The sequence below is a fragment of the Saccharothrix mutabilis subsp. mutabilis genome (assembly GCF_039521145.1).
Classification (GTDB): domain Bacteria; phylum Actinomycetota; class Actinomycetes; order Mycobacteriales; family Pseudonocardiaceae; genus Actinosynnema; species Actinosynnema mutabilis.
In genome coordinates this window covers 13,970-32,803 of sequence record NZ_BAAABU010000034.1, presented here as the reverse complement: position 1 = coordinate 32,803, position 18,834 = coordinate 13,970, and the positions used below count along the sequence as shown (strand labels likewise).

Sequence of the window (18,834 nt, the reverse complement as noted above, 5' to 3'; positions counted from 1 at the left end):
GTCAGGGCCTGCGGATGGGCGCGGTGACGGGGTCCTCCAGCAGCGGTTCGGGGGCGGCCTGGGCGGCCGTCCCCGTGCGCTTGAGCTTCTGCCACGGCAGCCGGGCGCCGGCGATCGCGGTCACCACCGACTGGATCACCACCAGGTACATGAGCTGCCGGTAGACCACCGGCTGGAGGAGCACCGCCCACAGCGGGCGCAGGCTCTCCCGGTCCAGCCGGAACGCGATGACGGCCGGGACCAGTTGCAGGACCAGGAAGCCGAACCACGCCCACGCGCCGCGGGCCGGGTCGGTGAACAGGCTGAGCACCGCGAACACGTCGATCGCCGGCGCGAGCACGGGCAGCACCACCTGGTAGAGCGCCAGGTAGGGCAGGCCGCGCCGGCCCAGCCGACCGCCCAGGCCGCGCTCGAACACCGCGCCCCGGTGCTTCCACATCGCCTGCAACGTGCCGTAGCACCACCGGTACCGCTGCCGCCACAACTGGCCCAGCGACGCCGGCGCCTCGGTCCACGCCCGCGCCGACTCCCGGTAGGTGACGGCCCAGTCCGCGCGTTCCAGGGCCATGGTCAGGTCGGTGTCCTCGGCCAGGGTGTCCTCGGGGACGCCGCCGACCTCGCGCAACGCGCTCAACCGGAACCCGCCCACCGCGCCCGGCACCGTCGGCATGCACTGCATGACGTCGTACATGCGCCGGTCGAGGTTGAAGCCGATCACGTACTCGATGTGCTGCCACCGGCCCAGCAGCCCGGTGCGGTTGCCGACCTTGGCGTTGCCGGAGACCGCGCCCACCCGGGGGTCGGCGAACGGCTGCACCAGCTCGTGCACGGTGTCCGGCTCCAGCACGGTGTCGCCGTCGACCATCACCACCAGCTCGGTCCGGCAGTGCCGCAGACCGGTGTTCAGGGCCGCCGCCTTGCCCGCGTTGGGCTGCCGGATCAACACCACGCGGGGCAGGGCCAGGCTCTGCACGACCTCGCTGGTCCGGTCGGTGGACCCGTCGTCCACGACGATGACCCGGACGTCCGCGGTGCTGGCCAGGATCGTCCGCAGGGTCGCCTCGATCCCGGCTTCCTCGTTGTACGCGGGCACGATCACGGTCACCGGCTGGGGCGGCAGGGCCCGCGCGTGCCGGCCGGGTTTGCGGCGGGCGTGGATGCCCGTGGTGCCCAGCAACAGCACGGCGCGCAGCAGGGCCAGGACCGCCGACACCACGACCAGCCAGCCCATCAGGTCGGTCGCGAACCCGGCCGCGCGCACCGCGAAGGACACCGCGACACCGGCGGACCGCTCCACCGGACCGGCCTCCTGCACGGCGTCGGTCAGGCCCAGCGCGTCGCTCGCGGTCCGGAACTGGCGGCCCTGCTCCTTCAACGCCGGCACCAGCCGGTCCAGCGCGGCCACGGTCTGGGCGCGGTCGCCGCCGCCGTCGTGCATCAGGACCACGGCGCCGCGGTCGTCCTTCGGCGTCGCGGCAGCCGCGATGGCGTCCGCGCCGGGGTTGCGCCAGTCCTCGGTGTCCAGGTCCGACAGCAGCACCAGGTGCCCGGACGCCACGACCCGTTCCACGGCGGCCAGGTCGTCGTTGTCCAGCGCGTCCGGCGTCGCCGAGTACGGCGGGCGGACCAGCGTGCTGGTGCGGCCCACCGCGCCCGCCAGCGCGAGCCGCGTCTGGTCGAGTTCGAGGCTGGTGCGGGTCTCGCCGATCTGGCTCAGGTCCACGTGGGTGAACGTGTGCAGGCCGACCTCGTGGCCGTCGGCGACGATGCGTTCGAGCAGGTCCGGGTGCTGCGCGGCGGCCACGCCGGTGACGAAGAAGGTGGCCTTGACGTCCTCGCGGCGCAGCACGTCGAGCACCTGCGGCGTCCAGCGCGGGTCGGGGCCGTCGTCGAAGGTCAGCACGACCGTCCGGTCCGGCGCCGCGCGCGACACCAGTTTGTCGCCGTCGGTGCCGATCAACGGGCCGCCCGCGCGCAACGCCTCGGGCACGTGGTTCGCGGGCCCGGCGACCGGGGCCTCGCCCTGGCCGACCCGCTTCACCACGAACAGGTCCAGCAGCAGCAACGCCAGCAGCACCAGCATCGACAGCGTCAGCAGCACCCAGTGGGCGCGCGGCGACGGGCGGGCCATCAGCCCTTGCCGGGTGGTGTCGGCCGGTTCGACGCGCCCGGCGGGTCGGTGCGCTTGCTCCCGGGCGTGCTCGGCGGCGTCGGGTCGGCGGTCGTCGTGACCGCCGGCGCGCCCGCCGCGGTCTTCCGGGTGGTGGTGCCGGCCGTGGTGGCAGGCTTGGCCGCGTCGGTGGTCGTCGTGGTGGCCGGCGGCGCGGTGGTCGTGGTGGGCGCGTCCTCCGCGGCCGGGATCGGCAGCAGCGACGACGGCTTCACCGGGCCACCGGACAGCGCCACGACCAGCAGCGCCACGTAGACGAGCACCCCGGCGACGGCGACGCCGATGACCAGCCGCAGCACGCGGCGGCGGCGTCCGCTCGGGTCCACGAAGACCGGGGTCTGATCAGTGGTGGTCGTCATTCGACATCGCAAGGGGCGGGGGCGGGGACGCCGAAGACTAGCCCGTCACACGACCGGGTGAGAAGCGGGTCTCAGTCCTCCAACTCGTCGCGCTGGTGACCCTTGAGCTTCTTCCGCTTCGGCCGCCGCACCTCGACCCCGGCCATGATCGCCACGCCGGTGATGCGCACCTCGGGACCACCCGGCACGGTCGGCGTCTTGTAGGTGGTGTCCTCGAACGCGCCCATGATCCCGGCGCCGTCCACCCGCACGGTCACGTCCTCGGGCACGAAGATCTCCACGCCACCCCAGAACGCGAACACGTTGATCGTGGTGTGCTGCCCCACGAACCGCGCCCGCGTCAGGTCCAGCCGCACGCCGCCCATGATCGCGACGACGCTGTGCGTGGCCGGCACGACCCAGTCGCCCTTGCGGTCGATCCCCGACCAGAACGCGATGGACGTGGACGGCCCGGACGTGCCCGCGATCCGGTTCGACGGCAGGTGCGGCTGGTGGGGCTGGACCTGGTGCACGGGCTGCGGGACCGCGACCCCGGTCATGCCCAGGTCCGCGGTGAGCGGCACCAGTTCCCCGTAGGTCTTGGCGGCGTAGGCCTGCCCGAGCCGCTCGTCCAGCTCGTGCAGGTCCAGCCGACCCTCGCTGTGCGCTTTCTGGAGCACCTTGGCGACCTGCTCGCGGTCGGCGTCCGAGGCGCGCATCCGACTGGGGTCCGGCACCAACTCGTCACTCACCAGGGTGAGTCTAGGAGGGCCACTCCCGTTTGACGACCACTCGGGTGATCGGCCGGCGCGGGCCGACCGGTCACCCGACGAACCCCTTGCCGGGCAGCGGCTGACCCGGCCGGAGGCCGCGGAGGTGCGGGTAGTGCGGGTCGAGTTCGCCGGCTTCGAAGCGCACCCGCTTGACCGCCCAGAACACCCGCTCGTCGGTCCCCTTGTAGTGGCCGTCGGGCAGCAGGACGACCTCCCGTTCGCCGAGCACGACGGTCCCGACCTCCTCGCCGGTCGCGGCGTCCCAGATCCGCACGGTGCCGTCGTCGCCGCCGGTCGCGATCCGGCGGCCGCCGGGGGAGAACGCGACCGCCCCGGCCGCCGCCCGGTGGCCGTTCACCACGAACCGCGGCCCGCCCCCGACCTCCCACACCCAGGTGGAGCCGTCGGCCAAGGCCGCCGCGACGAGCGTGCCGTCCGGCGAGAACGCCAGTCCCCGCACCGCCGAGTCCCCCTCGATCGTGCTGACCACGCCGCCGTCCACGCCGGAAACGCGGACGCCGTCGGCCGCTCCGGTGGCCACCAGCCGGCTGTCGGGGGACACGGCGATCGCCCCGATCTCGAAGAGGTGGCCGGTCAACGGGCGGGCGGTCCCGCCGGTCATCAGCGTGGCGGACCCGTTGTCGTGGGCGAGCAGCACGTGCCGGCCGTCCGGCGAGTACCGGGCGAGGACCACGTCCACCGGCTCGTCCGGGCGCGGGAACGGGATGTGCGCGCCGGTGTCGCCGTCCCAGAACCCGATCGCCTCGTCGTCGTCCGCGGTGACGACGAGGAGGCCGTCCGGGGAGAACGCCGCCGACCGGAGGTGCGAACCCGGCAACCGCACCGCTCCGGTGGAGTCGCCGAGGAGCCAGATCGTCGCCTCCCCGGCGCCGTTCGTGGTCACCGCCTTCGAGCCGTCCAGCGCGAGGTCCAGCGTCCGGAGGTGGTCGTCGCGGTAGGCGAAGACCAGCTCACCGGTCACGAGGTCGAACACCCGGAGCAGGTCGCCGCACGCGATCACGAGCCGCCGACCATCGGGCGTGAACGCCACCCCCACCACCTGCCGCTCGGGCGTGGTCGGCTGCTCGATCACCACCGCGGCCGGGTCCCGACCCGCGACCGCCGCCTCCGCCAACTCCTCCTGCACCGCACCCCGGACACCCAGCAACGCCGCCCGCCGCCACCGGCTGCCGGCCAACAACGCGCCCTCCAGGCTGCCACCCACCACGACCACCCCGGACAGGTCGGCGTCGCGCAGATCAGCCCCGCTCAAGTCCTTGCCCACCAACCGCTGCCCGCTCAACACCGCCCCCCGCAGGTGCGCCCCCCGCAGGTCGAGCCGGCCCAGGTCGGTCGCCCGCAGGTCCACACCGGACAGTTCCAGCCGGGTGGGCGCGTTCAAGCGCTGCACCACCGCCGTCGCGTTCTGCTTCTCCACCGGGCCGGCGTCCACGTCGGCCAACACGCCCCGCGCCCACGCCACCGCGACCGAGTGCCCGGCCAGGTCGCACAGGAAGTCCACCATCAGCCGGGACATCCGCCGGTTCGTCACGCCCGGAGCCGCGCCCGCCCGCAGCCGGTCGGCCCCGGACAGCGCGACCAGCCACTCCACCACCGACTGGTGCACGAACGCGAACCCGTTCTCGGTGCGCACCAGCAACGTCCCCGAGCCCAGGGCGTGCGCGGCCTGGTCGATCGAATAACCCCGCTCCGCCAACCGGTTCAGCGTGGACACCACGGTGTCGGCCAGGTCGGCCGCCTGGATCGTGGTCGCGGTCGTCTCCCACAGCCGCAGCGCCAGCGCCGTGCACGCCGCCAGCCGTTCGGCGAACTCGAACGACGGCGTGCCGTGGCGGTGCTCCTGCCGCTTGGACTCGTACAACAGCCAGAAGTCCACCAGTTCGCGGTACAGCTCCGCCGCGCTGATCCGGCCGTGCTCCCGGCGGACGTCGAGCAGCCGGTCCTCGTCCAGGTCCGCGATGAACGACAGCATGCGCGGGTTGCGGGACAGGCCCAGCAAGTCGTTGATCGCGCCCAGCAACGCGAACCGCCGCCGCGCCCGCTCGGCGTCGCCGCGGTAGTGCCGGGTCAGGAAGTCCAGGATCTGGTCGTCGGTGAAGTCCTCCAGCACGACGCTGCGGCTGGCGCTCAACGCCGACACCTGCCGGCCCAGCGCGGTCAGCACCTGGCTGGTGGACCGGAAGTGCTGGCTGCGGCTGGTCAGCACGACCTTCGCCCGGTCCGTCACGGCCTTGAGCAGCGTGCCCAGGTAGTCGGCCGCGTTGTCGTAGCCGACCCGCAGCTCCAGCTCGTCGAACCCGTCGAACAGCAGCGCCAGCCGCCCGCTGCCGATCATGTACCGCAGCTTCGCGACGTCCACCGCCTCGACGCCCTCGCGCACGAGGTGCTGCGCCAGCAGCTCGTCCAGCGTCGGCGCCTTCTCCAGCGACCGCAGCTCGACCAGCACCGGCAGCACGCCGGGCAGGTGCCGCGGCAGCTCACGGGTCAACTGCCGCAACAGGAACGACTTCCCGCGCCCGAAGTCGCCCAGCACCACCACGAACCGCGCGGTCTCGCGGCCCAGCCAGTGGACCACCCGCGCCAGCACGTCCTCCCGCACCTCCGACGTGCCGACCACCGCGTACCGCTGCGGCACGTACAGCTCCGCCGGGTACACCAGGTCGTCGGCCAGCCGCCGCGCCTGCCGCGCGACCAGCGGGCGCAGGTCCAGCAACCCCTGGTACTCCACGAAACTGCGCAGCCGGACCCCCTTGCGCCGCGCCGCCAGGACCAGGTCGGCGGGCGCCGGCGGGCCGCCGTAGACCAGCTCGGACGGCACCGTCGGGTCCGCCGCCGCGAACGAGCTGTGCACGCCCGTCAGGAACGCGTCCAGCCGGTCCGGCGCGGCCTCCGCCACCACCCCGACCGGCCACTGCTCGAACCCGCCGCCCTCCCGCGGCTCGGACACCCGCAGGTAGGACAGCTCGGCGATCGGCGTCACGGTCGCGGCCGGGTGCGCCACCCGCGTCGCCTCCAGCACCCGCTCGAAGAACGAGTCCCGCGCCGGCGCGGCGGCGTCGAGCCGGCGGTCGCGCGGCCCGAACGTGCCGGTGAACGCGGGCCGGTCCGGGGTGTCGGCGACCCAGCGCCCGTCGTCGCGGTCGTAGTGGTGCGCCCGCCGCGTCGCGCCGTCCGGGCCGAAGGCCACCACGTCGAACCACGCGCCGTCGTCGCGCCCGCACAGCACGGCGTTGACGTCCAGCCTGGGCGGCGCGGCCCGGTGCACCACGCCCAGCCGCAGCCACGCCCGCCGCCGGAACTCCCGCAGCCGCCGGTTCAGCCGGGTCACCTGCGCCTCGCCGGCGTCCGGCACGGAGTTCTCGTGGCTGAGCGGGATCGTCGAGTTCACCCCGGCGACGACCACGGAGATCCCGGCCAGTCCGAACACCGACCACGGCTCGTCCGGCGTGAACGTCGCCGCGCCGTCGTAGAACGCGTCGAACGCCGCCGCGAACGGACCCCACTTCGGCCAGTACGGCGGCACGGGCGTCCGCTCCAGCGCCTCCTCCTGCGCGAAATAAGCCCTGCACGCCAACAGGTTCACGTCCCGCGCGCCCGGCACGACCACCACCCGCGACCGCGGCAGCTCCACCGCCTCCGCCAGGTGCGCCAGGAACCGGAACCCGCGCTCGAACTCGCTCGGCCGCGCCGCCGCGGTCAGGTCGCCGGAGAACACCACCAGGTCCGGCCGCACGTCGGCCACCGCGTCGTGCAGCCGCCCGAACCAGGGCGCCTCGTCGTCGCCGAACCGCGTCGCGCCGGTGTGCAGCACGGTCACCGCGTCCCCGCGCCGCTCCCGCCACCGCTCCGGCCACACCGACCGCAGCCGGTCCGCCGTGATCGCGTAGCTGTCCTGCCCGGCCGTGGTCACGACGACACCGACCACCCGGCCGGTCTCCGGGTCCCACACCGGCCCGCCGCTGTACCCGCGCTGCACCTTCAGCGCCGACACGCTGTCCAGCTGCAACAACCCGCCCGACACCCGCCCGCGCACGACCGCCCGCACCCACGCCCCGTCCGGCCGGTCGCGGGGGAACCCGAACACGTCCACCGGGTCGCCCGGCCGGGGCGGGGTGGTGACCAGGTGCGCGGGCTCGACGCCGTCCGGCGCGGCGAACGCCAGCACCGCCAGGTCACCGCCCGCCGAACCCTCCCGCTCCGGGGGAGGCGTCCACGACGCCACCGAGGCCATCGCCGCCGCGCCCGGCAACGCGGGGAACTCCACCCGCACCGCCGCCACCGGCCGCTCCTGGGCGTGCAGGCCCAGCCCGGCCGCGAGGTTGACCACGTGCGCGCAGGTCACGACGTGCGTGCGGCTCAACACCACACCGGCGCCGACGGTGCGTCCCGAGCCGTCCACGAACCGGGCCACGGAGGGCGGTAAGGAGCCGTCGGGCACCGCCTACCTGTACCACATACTGTCTGACCATGGACGTCCTCGTCGTCGATCACCCCCTGGCCCGGGCGCGGCTCACCACGATGCGCGACGCGCGCACCGACAACGCCGCGTTCCGCGCCGCGCTGCACGAACTGACCGTGATGCTGGTCTACGAGGCCACGCGGAACGCCCCGGTCGCCGAGGAGCGCGTGCACACGCCGGTCGCCCGGACCACCGGCTACCGCCTGGCCAACCCGCCGCTGCTGGTCCCCGTCCTGCGCGCGGGCCTGGGCATGGCCGACCAGGCGCACAAGCTGATCCCGGACGCCCAGATGGGCTTCGTGGGCCTGGCCCGCGACGAGGAGACGTTGCAGCCGACGCCGTACATGGAGTCGCTGCCGGAGTCCCTCGCGGGCCGCCCGGTCTTCGTGCTGGACCCGATGCTCGCCACCGGCGGCTCCATGGCCTACACGATCCGGCTGCTGACCGACCGCGGCGCGACGGACGTGACGGCGATCTGCGCCCTGGCCGCCCCGGAGGGCATCAAGCACCTGGAGGACTCCGGCCTGCCGGTCCGCCTGGTCACCGCGAGCGTCGACGAACGCCTGAACGACTCCGGCTTCATCGTCCCGGGCCTGGGCGACGCCGGCGACCGCCAGTACGGCGCGGTCTGACGGGAACCGCGCTGCGCACGCCCCGTGCGCAGCGCGGCCCCCGGGGTCAGGTCAGCTCGGCCCCGTGCGCAGCGCGGCCCTCCGGGGTCAGCTCAGCTCGGCCGCGTGCTCGGCCGCCCACTCGGTGAGCGTCCGGCCCCGCCGCCCCACGACCTCCTCGAACGTCGGCCACACCGCGGGCGGCTCCTCGTTGAACTGCGCGTGGTAGCCGAGGATGTACTCCGCCACGTCGTAGGGCAGCCCCACGTCCCGGATCAGGGACGCCCGCGCCTGCCCGTAGGTCAGCGCCTCGAACCCGATCTCCCGCCCGAGGCCCGCGCCGATCGCCGCCGCCTGCTCCCGGATGGTCAGCAACTCCGGACCGCTCAACGGGTACGCCTTGCCGGCGTGCCCGTCGTCCAGCAGCGCCCGCACGGCCACCTCGGCGATGTCGGCCTCGTGCACCGGCGCGCCGGGCGCGTCGGGGTAGGCGTGGCGGACCACGTTCTCGTGCTTGATGCTCGACGCCCAGATGAGCTTGTTCGACATGAACTCGCCGGGGCGCACGTGCGTCCACTCCTTGCCGGACGCCTCGATGGCCTTCTCCACCGACTCGTGCAACTCGTAGCTGCCGGGGCGCTGGTTGGTCACGGCGTCGCTGGACAGGAACACCACCCGCCGCAGGTCGCGCGCCCGGTCCAGCAACGCCGCCGCGAGGCCGGCCGCGTCGTCGGATTCCAGCACGGCCAGCAGGAACAACGCCGTCACGCCGTCCAGCGGCACCTCGTCCGGCCGCGCGAGGTCGCCTTTCACAGTCACGACGCCCGCCGGGAAGCCCGCCTTGTCCGGGTTGCGGCTCAACGCCCGGAAATCCGCACCTTCCTTCACCAACCGCGCCACCACGTGCCTGCCGACGTTGCCGGTCGCGCCGGTCACCAGGATCGTCACCGTTCCCCCTCGTGGATCGGGTATTCAAGTTTGAACACCGGCACGCTAGCGCGCCCGTCACACCCGGCGCACATGCAAACTTTTGCACCAACTGTGAACGGTGAGCCGAAGCGGAAGTGGTCGGGATGACCGGATTCGGCCGAACGGCCGTAGAGGTGGTCTAGACCTCAGCCCTACCGTGGTCTGGACCACACAGCCGCCGCCTCCACCCGCGAGGAGAAGCATGTCGAGCAGGAGATGGGTGCTCCCCGCCCTCCTGGCGTCCGCGCTCACCGTGTCGCTCGTGCCGCACGCCGCGGCGCACGACCGCGACGGGAAGCGGACGGTCGGCTACTACACGAACTGGGCGGGCTACGACCGGAACTTCCTGGTGAAGAACCTGGTCGACAACGGCACCGCGCCCCGGCTCACCCACCTGAACTACGCGTTCGGGTTCCTCGACGAGACCGGCAAGTGCGTCAGCTCCGACCCGTGGGCGGACTACCAGCGGCCGTTCTCCGCGGAGCAGAGCGTCAACGGCGAGGCCGACCAGGCGGGCCAGCCGCTGCTGGGCAACCTCAACCAGCTCAAGCAGCTCAAGGCCAAGCACCCGAAGCTGCGGGTCAACATCTCGCTCGGCGGCTGGACCGGGTCCAAGTACTTCTCCGACGCGGCGCTCACGCCGCAATCCCGTGCGGCGCACGTGAAGTCGTGCATCGACCTGTGGCTCAAGGGCAACCTCGTCGGCGCCGCGCCCGGCGCGGCGGCGGGCGTGTTCGACGGCATCGACCTCGACTGGGAGTGGCCCGCGAGCCCCGGCGCGCCGGGCAACGTGGTCCGGCCCGAGGACCGCGAGAACTTCACCGCCCTCCTGGTGGAGTACCGCAAGCAGCTGACCGCGTTGAGCTGGCGGACCGGCAAGCGCTACGACCTCACGGCGTTCCTGCCCGCCGACCCGGCCCAGGCCGACCGCGGCTTCGAGATCCCGAAGGTGTTCTCGCTGCTGACGTTCGCGACCATCCAGGGCTACGACTACCACGGCGCGTGGGACCCGTTGACCAACCAGCAGTCCGCGCTGCGGACGCCGGCGGCCGACCCGACCAGCCCGAAGTTCAGCACCCAGGTCGCGATCGACCACTACCTGCGCCGAGGTGCGCCGCGCGGCAAGACCGTGCTGGGCGTGCCGTTCTACAGCCGGGGCTGGACCGGTGTGCGCAACGAGAACAACGGCCTGTTCCAGCCCGCGGCCGGTCCCGCGCCCGCGACCTACGAGGCCGGGTACGAGGACTACCGCATCCTCAAGGCCCAACTGGGCAAGTTCACCGTGCACCGCGACCCGAAGGCCGGGCACGCGTGGCTGTTCGACGGCACGACGTTCTGGACGTGGGACGACCCCGTGGAGATCAAGCGCAAGGGTCGTTACGTGGCTGAACGCGGGCTGGGCGGCGCGATGATCTGGTCGCTGGACGGCGACACCGCCGACGGCGAGCTCATCCGCGCCCTCGAAGACGGGCTGTCCTGACCAGGACGGTCCACCGGGGTCCGGGGAGGTTTCGCGGCGGCCTCCTCCCCGGACCCCACCCTTTTCGCCGCTACGAGCGCTTGCGCCAGCCCTCGATGTGGGCGCGGATCGCGCGCTCGTAGGCGGGGGCGATCTCGACGCCCGGCGGCAGGTTGCCGTTCAGCTCCAGGCTGACCAGGCCGTGCACCATGCCCCACATGGCCAGCGCGATGTGTTCGAGCGGGGCGTCCACGAACAGGCCCGACTCGACCGCCCGGCCGACGTTGGCGACCAGCGGCGTGAACGTCTCCGCCGCGGCGGCGTTGGTTTCGTCCGATGGGGTGAAGTTCGGGACGACCTTGCTGAACATGACCAGGTAGAACTGCGGGTCGGCCAGGGCGCTCTCGCGGTAGGTGAGGCCGATCCGGACGATGTCCTCGACGGGGTCGTCGGTTTCCGGCAGTTCCGCGAGCCGGTCGCCGAAGCGCCGGAAGGCCTCTTCGTAGAGGGCGTCCAGGAGTGCCGGCTTGCCGCCGAAGAGCGAGTACACGGCCGTGGTGGACGTGTTGACATCCGCCGCGAGCCTGCGCAAGCTCAGTGCGCCCGGTCCTTCGGTGGACAGCAGTTCGCCCGCGCGGTCCAGGAGGCGGACGCGGAGGGCGTCGTCGTGGGTCTTCGGTCGCGGCACCCCCGCATTCTATCGCAACAGTGTTATAAAACTCGCTCTAGCCAGTGTGGTATCAGGTTGGTACCGTGCTGGACATGGCGATGACCCTGCGTCTGAGCGACGAGGAGAACCGGCGGCTCGATGAGCTGGCCGCGGCTGAGGGCCGGTCGAAGCAGGAGGTCGTGCGGCTGGCGCTGGCCGAGCGGTGGGCCAGGTTGCAGAAGGAGGAGCAGCTGTCCGAGGTGCTCGGGCGCGTGCTGCCGAAGTACCGCGGGCTGCTGGACCGCATGGGTTCGGCCTGAAGGTTCATCCATTCCCGATCGAGTGAAGTGCCCTGACGTTCGAACTGGTGTTCGATAGTCTGGGTTCATGCAGCTCAATCGACGTAGTCCTCTCCGTTCCCCCGTGGTCCGGTGCGAACGCGCCCGCCGCCGATGGGCACCCCGGTATGGTGCGCCGTTGAAGATCGGGCCGTGGCCGGCGTGCACCTCGGTGCGCCGCGCGGTCGACACCATCCCCGACGCCGGTAGTGCGTTCGGGTTACACGGACCTGAAGTGGTGGGTGGAGGTGCCGGAGGCATCCCGGACGAGGCGTGGCCGCGCCGAAGTCCCCGCCGCTCAGGACAGGGAGCGCGTCAAGCAGTGGTCAACTACCTCGACGCCGGCGACTTGCTCGTGCTGGCGACCGCCGTCACCGGCGGGGATCTGGTCGTGCGCGACTTAGGTCTCCTCGATTCCGCAGCGCACCGGCCCCGGGCCACAGTGCTCGGCGTCGAGGCATACGACACGCTCTGGCTGAAAGCCTCGGCCCTGCTGGACTCGATCGTGCGCACCCGGCCCCTGGCGGAGGGCAACTGGCGGCTGGGCTGGGTCGCGGCGGTGACGTTGTGCGACATCAACGGCTGGTGGATAGACGCGGAGGAGGACGAGGCCCTGGACCTGGTGCGGGCACTGGGCCGGGAACAGATCGACGTCCCGGGCATGGCAGCCCACCTGGAGGCGTGGAGCACCCCCAAGGACGACTGACCCACCCACACTCCACCACCGCACACACCGCACGGGTTACTCCGGCTCGGGCGGCGATGGGTCACGCGTGCGGGCGCGGGCGGCGATGACTCGCGCGCAGGCGAGCCGGCCTGCCGCGCCCATATCCGGCAACCGCCGCACAAGCCAACCGTCACTCGCCGCCCCGCGCTGCCGCCCTGCCCGCGCTGCCGCCCTGCCCGCGCTGCCGCCCTGCCCGCGCTGCCGCCCTGCCCGCGCTGCCGCCCTGCCCGCGCTGCCGCCCGTGCTCGCGCCCGCCCGCCCGCGCCGCCGCCCGCGCCCGTGCTCGCGCCCGCCCGCCCGCGCCGCCGCCCACAACCCGCCTGCCACCCGCCTCCCGCCGGCCCCCGCGATCAAAACCCAGGCGTGCCAACACCTTTCGGGTCATCGCCCGTTTTCTTCGCCTCTTGTCACTCACACGGATGGTTCACCGGCCCAACCGCCCTCCGCTGTGTTGCACTCGAAGTCGTAATCACCCGGACACCCACAGGAGTGTCCCTACCCGAGGAGAAACGCGATGGCCCTCCAAGCCCTGACCCTCCCGGTCGCCACCGCCGAGCAGTGCACCGCCCTCACCACCCTCATGGCCCCACCCGAGACCGCCGTCAGCGACGCCCCGCTCCACGAGCCCCACGCCGCCGGTGCACTCCTTCTCGGGCTGCTCATCTCGCCCCCCACACCGAAGGAGCCGAAGGACCGGTGACCACCCCCGCCCGGGGCACCCGCCGATGACGACCGGTGGCCGCCTCGCCGAGACCTCCCTGGCCGGTGCGGCCGACGTGCTCGCCGGCCAGGTGGTCGACGCCCTGCGCGGTCGGGAGCGGCCCGGGTTGGTGCGGCACGCCGACGCCGCCGACGACCGGACGCTCGTCCTCGGCGCGGTCCGGTTGGTGGGGGCCGACCTGTTCGCGCCGCACCTGCTCGCCGACCACCTGCTCGACCCGGGGGACGTCGAGGTCGTGTCCGACTCCTTCGCCTGCTTCCCCGTGGTCCGCGAGCCCGCCTCGCACGAGCAGCACGTCACGGCGTGGCGCGACTGGGCGACCGCGACCGCCCTCCTCCGCCTCGCCGACCCCTGCGAACCCGACCCGTGCCCACCGGGCGACGCGACCGCCGTGCTGGGCGACGCAAGCGCTTGGCAGGCCTGGTCGGTGCACGTCGCCCAGCTCGCGCCGCTGGCCCTGCCCAGCCTGGGCGGCCCGGTCGTGGCGACCGTGTTCGACCACGCCGAGGCGCTGGGTCGGGGCGTGACCCGGTCGGTGCTGCGCCGCGACTACGCGACCGCCGTGCGGCTGGCCCGCTGGGTCGCCCTGCTGCACCACGCCGGCGTCGACCAACCGCTCGACCCGGTCCTCCTCACCCGCCACCTCCACCTCTACGCGGGCACCGGACCACGCCTCGCCCTCGACCTCGCCGTGACCCGCCGGCTGCTGGAGGCCGCGTGACCGCGTCCGTGGCCCACCACGCCCACAAGCTCGCCGGCGCCGCCCTCGACTGGCTGCACACCCACCGCCGGCTCGGCGCGTTCCCGGAGGGCGCCACCGACATCGGCGACCCGGACCGCCACTACAAGCCCCTGGGCGAGACGGCGCTCGCCGCGTCCCTCGTGCTGCGCGAGGGCGTGGCCGGGCCCGCCACCCTCGCCCAGGCCCGTGAGCTGCTGGACTTCGCCTGGTCGGAGTTCCGCGCGGGCGACCTGCTCTACGAGCGCCAACTGCGGCACTGGCTGCTGACCGACCCGCTGGAGACCTACGCCCACTTCGCCCGCGCCGGCCTGCGCCACGACCGGCTGCACGCGCTCCTGCGGCACAGCGCCGCCGTCGGGGCCACCACGGAGGTCCTGCCGAACCGGAACCTCGCCGTCGCCAACGCCCGCCGCACCACGGGCATCGGCCGCGACCCGGACTGGCCGGCCCTGACCCGCGCCACCTGGCTGGGCCGCACGCCGGAGCCGTGGGCGATCGACTGGTCCACCGGCTACCACCTCACCCACACCGTCTTCCACCTCACCGACTGGGGCGCCCGCCCGCACGACCTCCCCGGCGACATCGCCGACTACCTGGCCATGTGGCTGCCGGCCTGGGTGGACGTGTGGGCCGAGGTGGCGCAGTGGGACCTCGTCGGCGAGCTGCTCATCGTCGGGGCCTGCCTGCCCGAACCGCACCTCGACCCGGCCGAGTGGCGGGTCCTGGCCGACGCCCAGCACGCCGACGGCCTCCTGCCCCGCGACAACGACCCCGTCGACGACGACCCCGCCACGCGGTTCGCCGACCACCAGCACCCCGCCGTTGTGGCCGTGATCGCGGGGACGCTCGCCCTGTCCCGCCTGCTCGGGGCCTGATGGACGAACACCTCGTCCCGCTGCTGTCCGCCGCACCGGGCGCGACCGGTGTCGCCGTGGCCGCGCGCCGCCGGCACGAGGACACCGTCCTGCTGTCCGGCACGACCGCCCGCGACGGCGACCCGCTCACCCCGACCACCCGGTTCGAGATCGGGTCGCTGACCAAGACGTTCACGGCGCTCCTGCTGGCCCGGATGGTCGCCGCCGGCGAGGTCGCCCACGACGACGAAGTGCGCCGCTACCTGCCCGGAGGAGCCCTCGCCGCCCCGATCACCCTCGACCAGCTGGCCACCCACACGTCCGGCCTGCCGAGGCTCCCGCCGGGCCTGCTGCGCACCGCGCTGCCCAGGTGGTTCAGCACCCCGTACGCGGCGTTCGGCCCGGACGACCTCCTGGCCGCCCTGCCGCGCACCAGGACCCGTCCGGGTTACCGCTACTCGAACTACGGCGTCGCCCTGCTGGGGTTCGCGCTGGCCCGCGCCGCCGGCGTCCCGTACGCGGAGCTGCTCGCCGACCGCGTGCTGCGCCCGTTGGGCCTGCACGACACCGACTGCACCGACACCCGCCAGGCGACCGGCCACTGGCACGGCCGCCCCCGTCCGCCGTGGGACATCCCGGGCCTGCCCGCAGCCGGCGCGCTCCGGTCCACCGCCCGGGACCTGCTGCGCTACCTGACCGCCCTGCTCGACCCGGACGCCACACCGCTGGCCGCCGCGCTGACCGACGTCGCCCGCCCGCGCGTCGTGCGGCCGGGCACCACGGACGACGTGTGCCTGGTCTGGAACCGCCGCGCCCGCCCCGGTCGGACGCTGCTGTTCCACGCGGGCGGCACGCGCGGGTTCACCGCGTTCGCCGGGTACAGCCCGGACACCGGGACGGCGCTGGTCGCGCTGGCCAACTCGGGTCCGGGCCTGCGCGACCCGTTCGTCCAGCGCTCCTACGAGGCGCTGCGCGCGCTGGCGACCGCGTGATCATGGTTGCGGCGCTCTATTCTGGACATCTAATATCCAGATATGCGGATGGGCGAGGGCGTCGAGTGGGCGGTGCACTGCTGCCTGAGCCTGGCCTGGGTGGGTGAACGGGCGATCCCGGCGACGCGCCTGGCCGCCTACTACGACCTGCCCGCCGCCTACCTGAACAAGCAGCTCCAGGCACTGGCCAGGGCGGGCGTGCTGACCTCGACCCCCGGGCCGAGGGGCGGCTTCCGCCTGGCCCGGGCACCCGAGCGGATCACGCTGATGGACGTGGTCAGCGCCGTGGAGGGCCCCGAACAAGCCTTCCGCTGCACAGAAATCCGCCACCGAGGCCCCGCAGCCGGCCCCGACCCCGCCACCCCGGCCAGCCCCACCACCCCGGCCGGCCCTGCCGACCCGCCCGACCCGCCCGACCCCGACCCCGGCCCTGCCGACCCGGCCGGCGACCCCGGCACCACCCCCGCCGACGACGGCCGGTGCGCCATCGACCTCGCCATGAGCGCGGCGGAGTTGGCGTGGCGGCGGGAGTTGGCCGCGCGGACCGTCGCCGACCTCATGGCGACCGTCGAGCGCACCAACCCCGACGTGCCCGAGCGCGTCCGCCGCCACTTCACGACCTGACAGGAGAGACCATGCGCGTCACCAACCCCGAAGGCCTGCACGACCCGGTCCCGTTCGGCTACAGCCACGTCGTCTCGGCCCGCGCGACCGAGGTCGTGTTCATCGCCGGCCAGTACGCGTCCGGGCCGGACGGGCACGTGGTGTCCGACGACTTCGCCGAGCAGGTCGCGAGGTCCCTGGACAACCTCCGGATCGCGCTCGCCGCCGAGGGCCTGGGCTTCGGCGACGTCGTCCGCATCGGCAGCCACGTCGTCGACCACGACGAGACCAAGCTCGCCATCTGGGCCAAGGCCGTGAACGAGGTCTGGGGCGACAAGCCGCCCGCGCAGACCCTGGTGGGCGTGGCCGCGCTCGCGTTGCCGGACATGAAGTTCGAGGTCGACGCGATCGCCGTCCGGAGCTGACCCGGGCGGCCACGAGCCGAGGCGGTTCGCGAATCGGGTTGACCTGGAGTGCACTCCAGCTCCTACGGTCGTGGGGTGACTTACTCGATCGCTCAAGCGGCCGAGCGCAGTGGGTTGTCGATCGACACGCTGCGCTACTACGAACGGATCGGGCTGGTCGACCCCCCTGCTCGGGACTCCGGAGGTCGGCGCTCCTACAGCGACGACGACCTGAGCTGGCTCGTCTTCCTCACCCGTCTGCGCACCACCGGCATGCCCATCCGGATGATGCGCGAATACGCCCAGTTGCGGCACCGCGGCGCGGCCACCGCGGGCAGGCGCAAGCAGATGCTGTTCGAGCACCGCGCGTCCGTCCGTGAGCGCATCGCCGAACTCCAGTCCTGCCTCGACGTGCTGGAGTACAAGATCGCCCATTACGAGCAGATCGAACACACTTTCGTGGAAGGGGTCACCGCGTGACGCTCCTGGGAACGCTGGAGGTCGGGCCGCAGGGCCTGGGCTGCATGGGGATGAGCCAGTCCTACGGCCCCGGTGACGAGGCCGAGTCGATCCGCACCGTCCACCGCGCCCTGGACCTGGGCGTGACGCTGCTGGACACCGCGGACGTCTACGGCCCGTTCACCAACGAGGAACTGCTCGGGCGCGCGCTGCGGGACCGCCGTGACGAGGCCGTGCTCGCCACGAAGTTCTCCCTGGCCGACCCGGACCGCCGCCCGCGCGGCGACGCGGCCTACGTGCGGCAGGCGTGCGAGGCCTCGCTGCGGCGGCTGGGCGTGGACCACGTCGACCTGTACTACCAGCACCGCGTGGACCCGACCGTCCCGATCGAGGAGACCGTCGGGGCGATGGCCGAGCTGGTCGCCGAGGGCAAGGTCCGCCACCTGGGGCTGTCCGAGGCGAGCGCCGCGACGATCCGGCGGGCGCACGCGGTGCACCCGATCACGGCGTTGCAGAGCGAGTGGTCGCTGTGGTCGCGGGACATCGAGGAGACCGTGGTCCCGACGTGCCGCGAACTGGGCATCGGCATCGTCCCGTTCTCCCCGCTGGGCCGGGGTTTCCTCACCGGCGAGGTCAAGCGCGAGGCGCTGGGCGACGACGACGCCCGCCGGGCCATGCCCCGGTTCTCCGGCGACAACTACGACCACAACCTCCGCATCGTCGAGGCCCTGCGGGCGCTGGCCGCCGAACGCGGCGTCACCGCGGCCCAACTCGCGTTGGCGTGGGTGCACCACCAGGGCGACCACGTGGTTCCGATCCCCGGCACCAAGCGGGTGAAGTACCTGGAGGAGAACGTCGCCGCGCTCGACATCACCCTGACCGCCGACGACCTGAAGGCCATCGAGGACGCCACCCCGACTCCCGCCGGCGACCGCTACCCACCCGAGATGCTCCGCCTGTCCAACCGCTGACGAGCCGTCCGCGGACACCCGCCGCCCGTCCCCGACCCCGCGGCGACTCGCGTCAGAGCAGCTCGTCCAGCAGCGCCCGACCCGCGGGCCAGTCACCCGCGCCCTCGGCGACGGTGAGGTGCCCGACCGGTCCGACGTCCACCAGCTTCGCGCCCCACGCGTCGGCGAACTCGCGGGCGCGTTCGGGCGTCATCCACCGGTCCGTGCGGCTGGCGGCGAGGATCGTCGGGAACGGCAGGGGCGTGCGGGGAAGGGGCGCGAACCCCCGGATGGCGGGGTCGGGGTTGCGCTCGACGTCGGCCGGCGTCACCAACAAGGCCCCCTTGACCGGGATCGCCCCGCCGCCCTCGACCCAGTGCGCGACGGTCAACGTCCCGAGGCTGTGCGCGACCAGGACCGGCGGTTCGGACTCCTCGGCCAGCACCTCGTCCAACCGCCGCACCCACAGGTCGCGCCGCGGGGTGTCCCAGTCGTCCTGCACGACCCGCCGCGAGCGGGCCAGGCCACGTCCCCACAGCTCCTGCCAGTCGCCCGGGTCGGGCCCGAACCAGCCGTCCACGAACACCACCGTCAT

General features: G+C 73.4%; 19 protein-coding genes. 12 read left to right on the top strand and 7 right to left on the bottom strand.

Annotated features, from left to right (window positions below; all coding sequences use genetic code 11):
- Window position 1 precedes the first annotated feature (1 nt).
- The 4 genes from ABD126_RS37220 to ABD126_RS37205 all read right to left on the bottom strand — a co-directional run bounded on the left by ABD126_RS37220 (window position 2) and on the right by ABD126_RS37205 (window position 7,713).
- Window positions 2-2,131, bottom strand: coding sequence for a polysaccharide deacetylase family protein (locus tag ABD126_RS37220; RefSeq protein WP_343940104.1), 2,130 nt, complete (start codon window positions 2,129-2,131; stop codon window positions 2-4).
- On the bottom strand, window positions 2,131-2,529 hold the full coding sequence (locus tag ABD126_RS37215; RefSeq protein WP_343940102.1) for a hypothetical protein: 399 nt from the start codon (window positions 2,527-2,529) through the stop codon (window positions 2,131-2,133). Before ABD126_RS37215 ends, ABD126_RS37220 begins: the two co-directional genes overlap by 1 nt.
- A 71-nt stretch (window positions 2,530-2,600) precedes the next feature.
- Window positions 2,601-3,260 carry a DUF1707 SHOCT-like domain-containing protein gene (locus ABD126_RS37210; protein ID WP_343940100.1) on the bottom strand — a complete coding sequence of 220 codons (660 nt, stop codon included), beginning with the start codon at window positions 3,258-3,260 and terminating at the stop codon, window positions 2,601-2,603.
- A 70-nt stretch (window positions 3,261-3,330) separates the two neighbouring features.
- Window positions 3,331-7,713: a trypsin-like peptidase domain-containing protein gene (locus ABD126_RS37205; protein WP_343940098.1), complete on the bottom strand. Its 4,383-nt coding sequence runs from the start codon at window positions 7,711-7,713 to the stop codon at window positions 3,331-3,333.
- 56 nt (window positions 7,714-7,769) lie between these two features.
- Here ABD126_RS37205 and upp point away from each other — a divergent pair, with 56 nt between their 5' ends.
- Window positions 7,770-8,393, top strand: coding sequence for a uracil phosphoribosyltransferase (gene upp, locus ABD126_RS37200; protein ID WP_343940096.1), 624 nt, complete (start codon window positions 7,770-7,772; stop codon window positions 8,391-8,393).
- 87 nt (window positions 8,394-8,480) lie between these two features.
- Here the strand turns inward: upp and ABD126_RS37195 are convergent, their stop codons facing one another.
- Complete coding sequence (locus ABD126_RS37195; RefSeq protein WP_343940094.1) at window positions 8,481-9,320, bottom strand: SDR family oxidoreductase; 840 nt, start codon at window positions 9,318-9,320, stop codon at window positions 8,481-8,483.
- 223 nt (window positions 9,321-9,543) lie between these two features.
- On the opposite strand from ABD126_RS37195, the gene ABD126_RS37190 reads away from it, so the two are divergent.
- Window positions 9,544-10,821, top strand: coding sequence for a glycoside hydrolase family 18 protein (locus tag ABD126_RS37190; protein WP_343940092.1), 1,278 nt, complete (start codon window positions 9,544-9,546; stop codon window positions 10,819-10,821).
- Between the two features lie 70 nt (window positions 10,822-10,891).
- Here the strand turns inward: ABD126_RS37190 and ABD126_RS37185 are convergent, their stop codons facing one another.
- Window positions 10,892-11,488: a TetR/AcrR family transcriptional regulator gene (locus ABD126_RS37185; RefSeq protein ID WP_343940090.1), complete on the bottom strand. Its 597-nt coding sequence runs from the start codon at window positions 11,486-11,488 to the stop codon at window positions 10,892-10,894.
- A 74-nt stretch (window positions 11,489-11,562) separates the two neighbouring features.
- Here ABD126_RS37185 and ABD126_RS37180 point away from each other — a divergent pair, with 74 nt between their 5' ends.
- The 10 genes from ABD126_RS37180 to ABD126_RS37135 all read left to right on the top strand — a co-directional run bounded on the left by ABD126_RS37180 (window position 11,563) and on the right by ABD126_RS37135 (window position 18,260).
- Window positions 11,563-11,769: a type II toxin-antitoxin system VapB family antitoxin gene (locus tag ABD126_RS37180; protein WP_343940088.1), complete on the top strand. Its 207-nt coding sequence runs from the start codon at window positions 11,563-11,565 to the stop codon at window positions 11,767-11,769.
- Between the two features lie 340 nt (window positions 11,770-12,109).
- The gene (locus ABD126_RS37175) at window positions 12,110-12,493 is read left to right on the top strand and encodes a type II toxin-antitoxin system death-on-curing family toxin (protein ID WP_343940086.1); all 384 of its coding nucleotides are present in this window, start codon (window positions 12,110-12,112) and stop codon (window positions 12,491-12,493) included.
- Window positions 12,494-13,028: 535 nt separating this feature from the next.
- Window positions 13,029-13,214, top strand: a complete 186-nt coding sequence (locus ABD126_RS37170) for a hypothetical protein (RefSeq protein ID WP_343940084.1) — start codon at window positions 13,029-13,031, stop codon at window positions 13,212-13,214.
- A 25-nt stretch (window positions 13,215-13,239) separates the two neighbouring features.
- Complete coding sequence (locus ABD126_RS37165) at window positions 13,240-13,956, top strand: hypothetical protein (RefSeq protein WP_343940082.1); 717 nt, start codon at window positions 13,240-13,242, stop codon at window positions 13,954-13,956.
- The gene (locus tag ABD126_RS37160) at window positions 13,953-14,852 is read left to right on the top strand and encodes a DUF6895 family protein (protein ID WP_343940080.1); all 900 of its coding nucleotides are present in this window, start codon (window positions 13,953-13,955) and stop codon (window positions 14,850-14,852) included. Before ABD126_RS37165 ends, ABD126_RS37160 begins: the two co-directional genes overlap by 4 nt.
- Complete coding sequence (locus tag ABD126_RS37155; protein ID WP_343940078.1) at window positions 14,852-15,823, top strand: serine hydrolase domain-containing protein; 972 nt, start codon at window positions 14,852-14,854, stop codon at window positions 15,821-15,823. Before ABD126_RS37160 ends, ABD126_RS37155 begins: the two co-directional genes overlap by 1 nt.
- A 42-nt stretch (window positions 15,824-15,865) precedes the next feature.
- On the top strand, window positions 15,866-16,447 hold the full coding sequence (locus ABD126_RS37150) for an RrF2 family transcriptional regulator (RefSeq protein WP_343940076.1): 582 nt from the start codon (window positions 15,866-15,868) through the stop codon (window positions 16,445-16,447).
- A gap of 11 nt (window positions 16,448-16,458) precedes the next feature.
- Window positions 16,459-16,851 (top strand): RidA family protein, encoded by a 393-nt coding sequence (locus tag ABD126_RS37145; protein ID WP_343940073.1) that lies wholly within the window; start codon window positions 16,459-16,461, stop codon window positions 16,849-16,851.
- A 75-nt stretch (window positions 16,852-16,926) separates the two neighbouring features.
- Window positions 16,927-17,310, top strand: coding sequence for a MerR family transcriptional regulator (locus ABD126_RS37140; RefSeq protein ID WP_343940070.1), 384 nt, complete (start codon window positions 16,927-16,929; stop codon window positions 17,308-17,310).
- A 44-nt stretch (window positions 17,311-17,354) separates the two neighbouring features.
- Window positions 17,355-18,260: an aldo/keto reductase gene (locus tag ABD126_RS37135; protein ID WP_343940148.1), complete on the top strand. Its 906-nt coding sequence runs from the start codon at window positions 17,355-17,357 to the stop codon at window positions 18,258-18,260.
- A gap of 52 nt (window positions 18,261-18,312) precedes the next feature.
- Here the strand turns inward: ABD126_RS37135 and ABD126_RS37130 are convergent, their stop codons facing one another.
- Complete coding sequence (locus tag ABD126_RS37130; RefSeq protein WP_343940068.1) at window positions 18,313-18,834, bottom strand: RBBP9/YdeN family alpha/beta hydrolase; 522 nt, start codon at window positions 18,832-18,834, stop codon at window positions 18,313-18,315.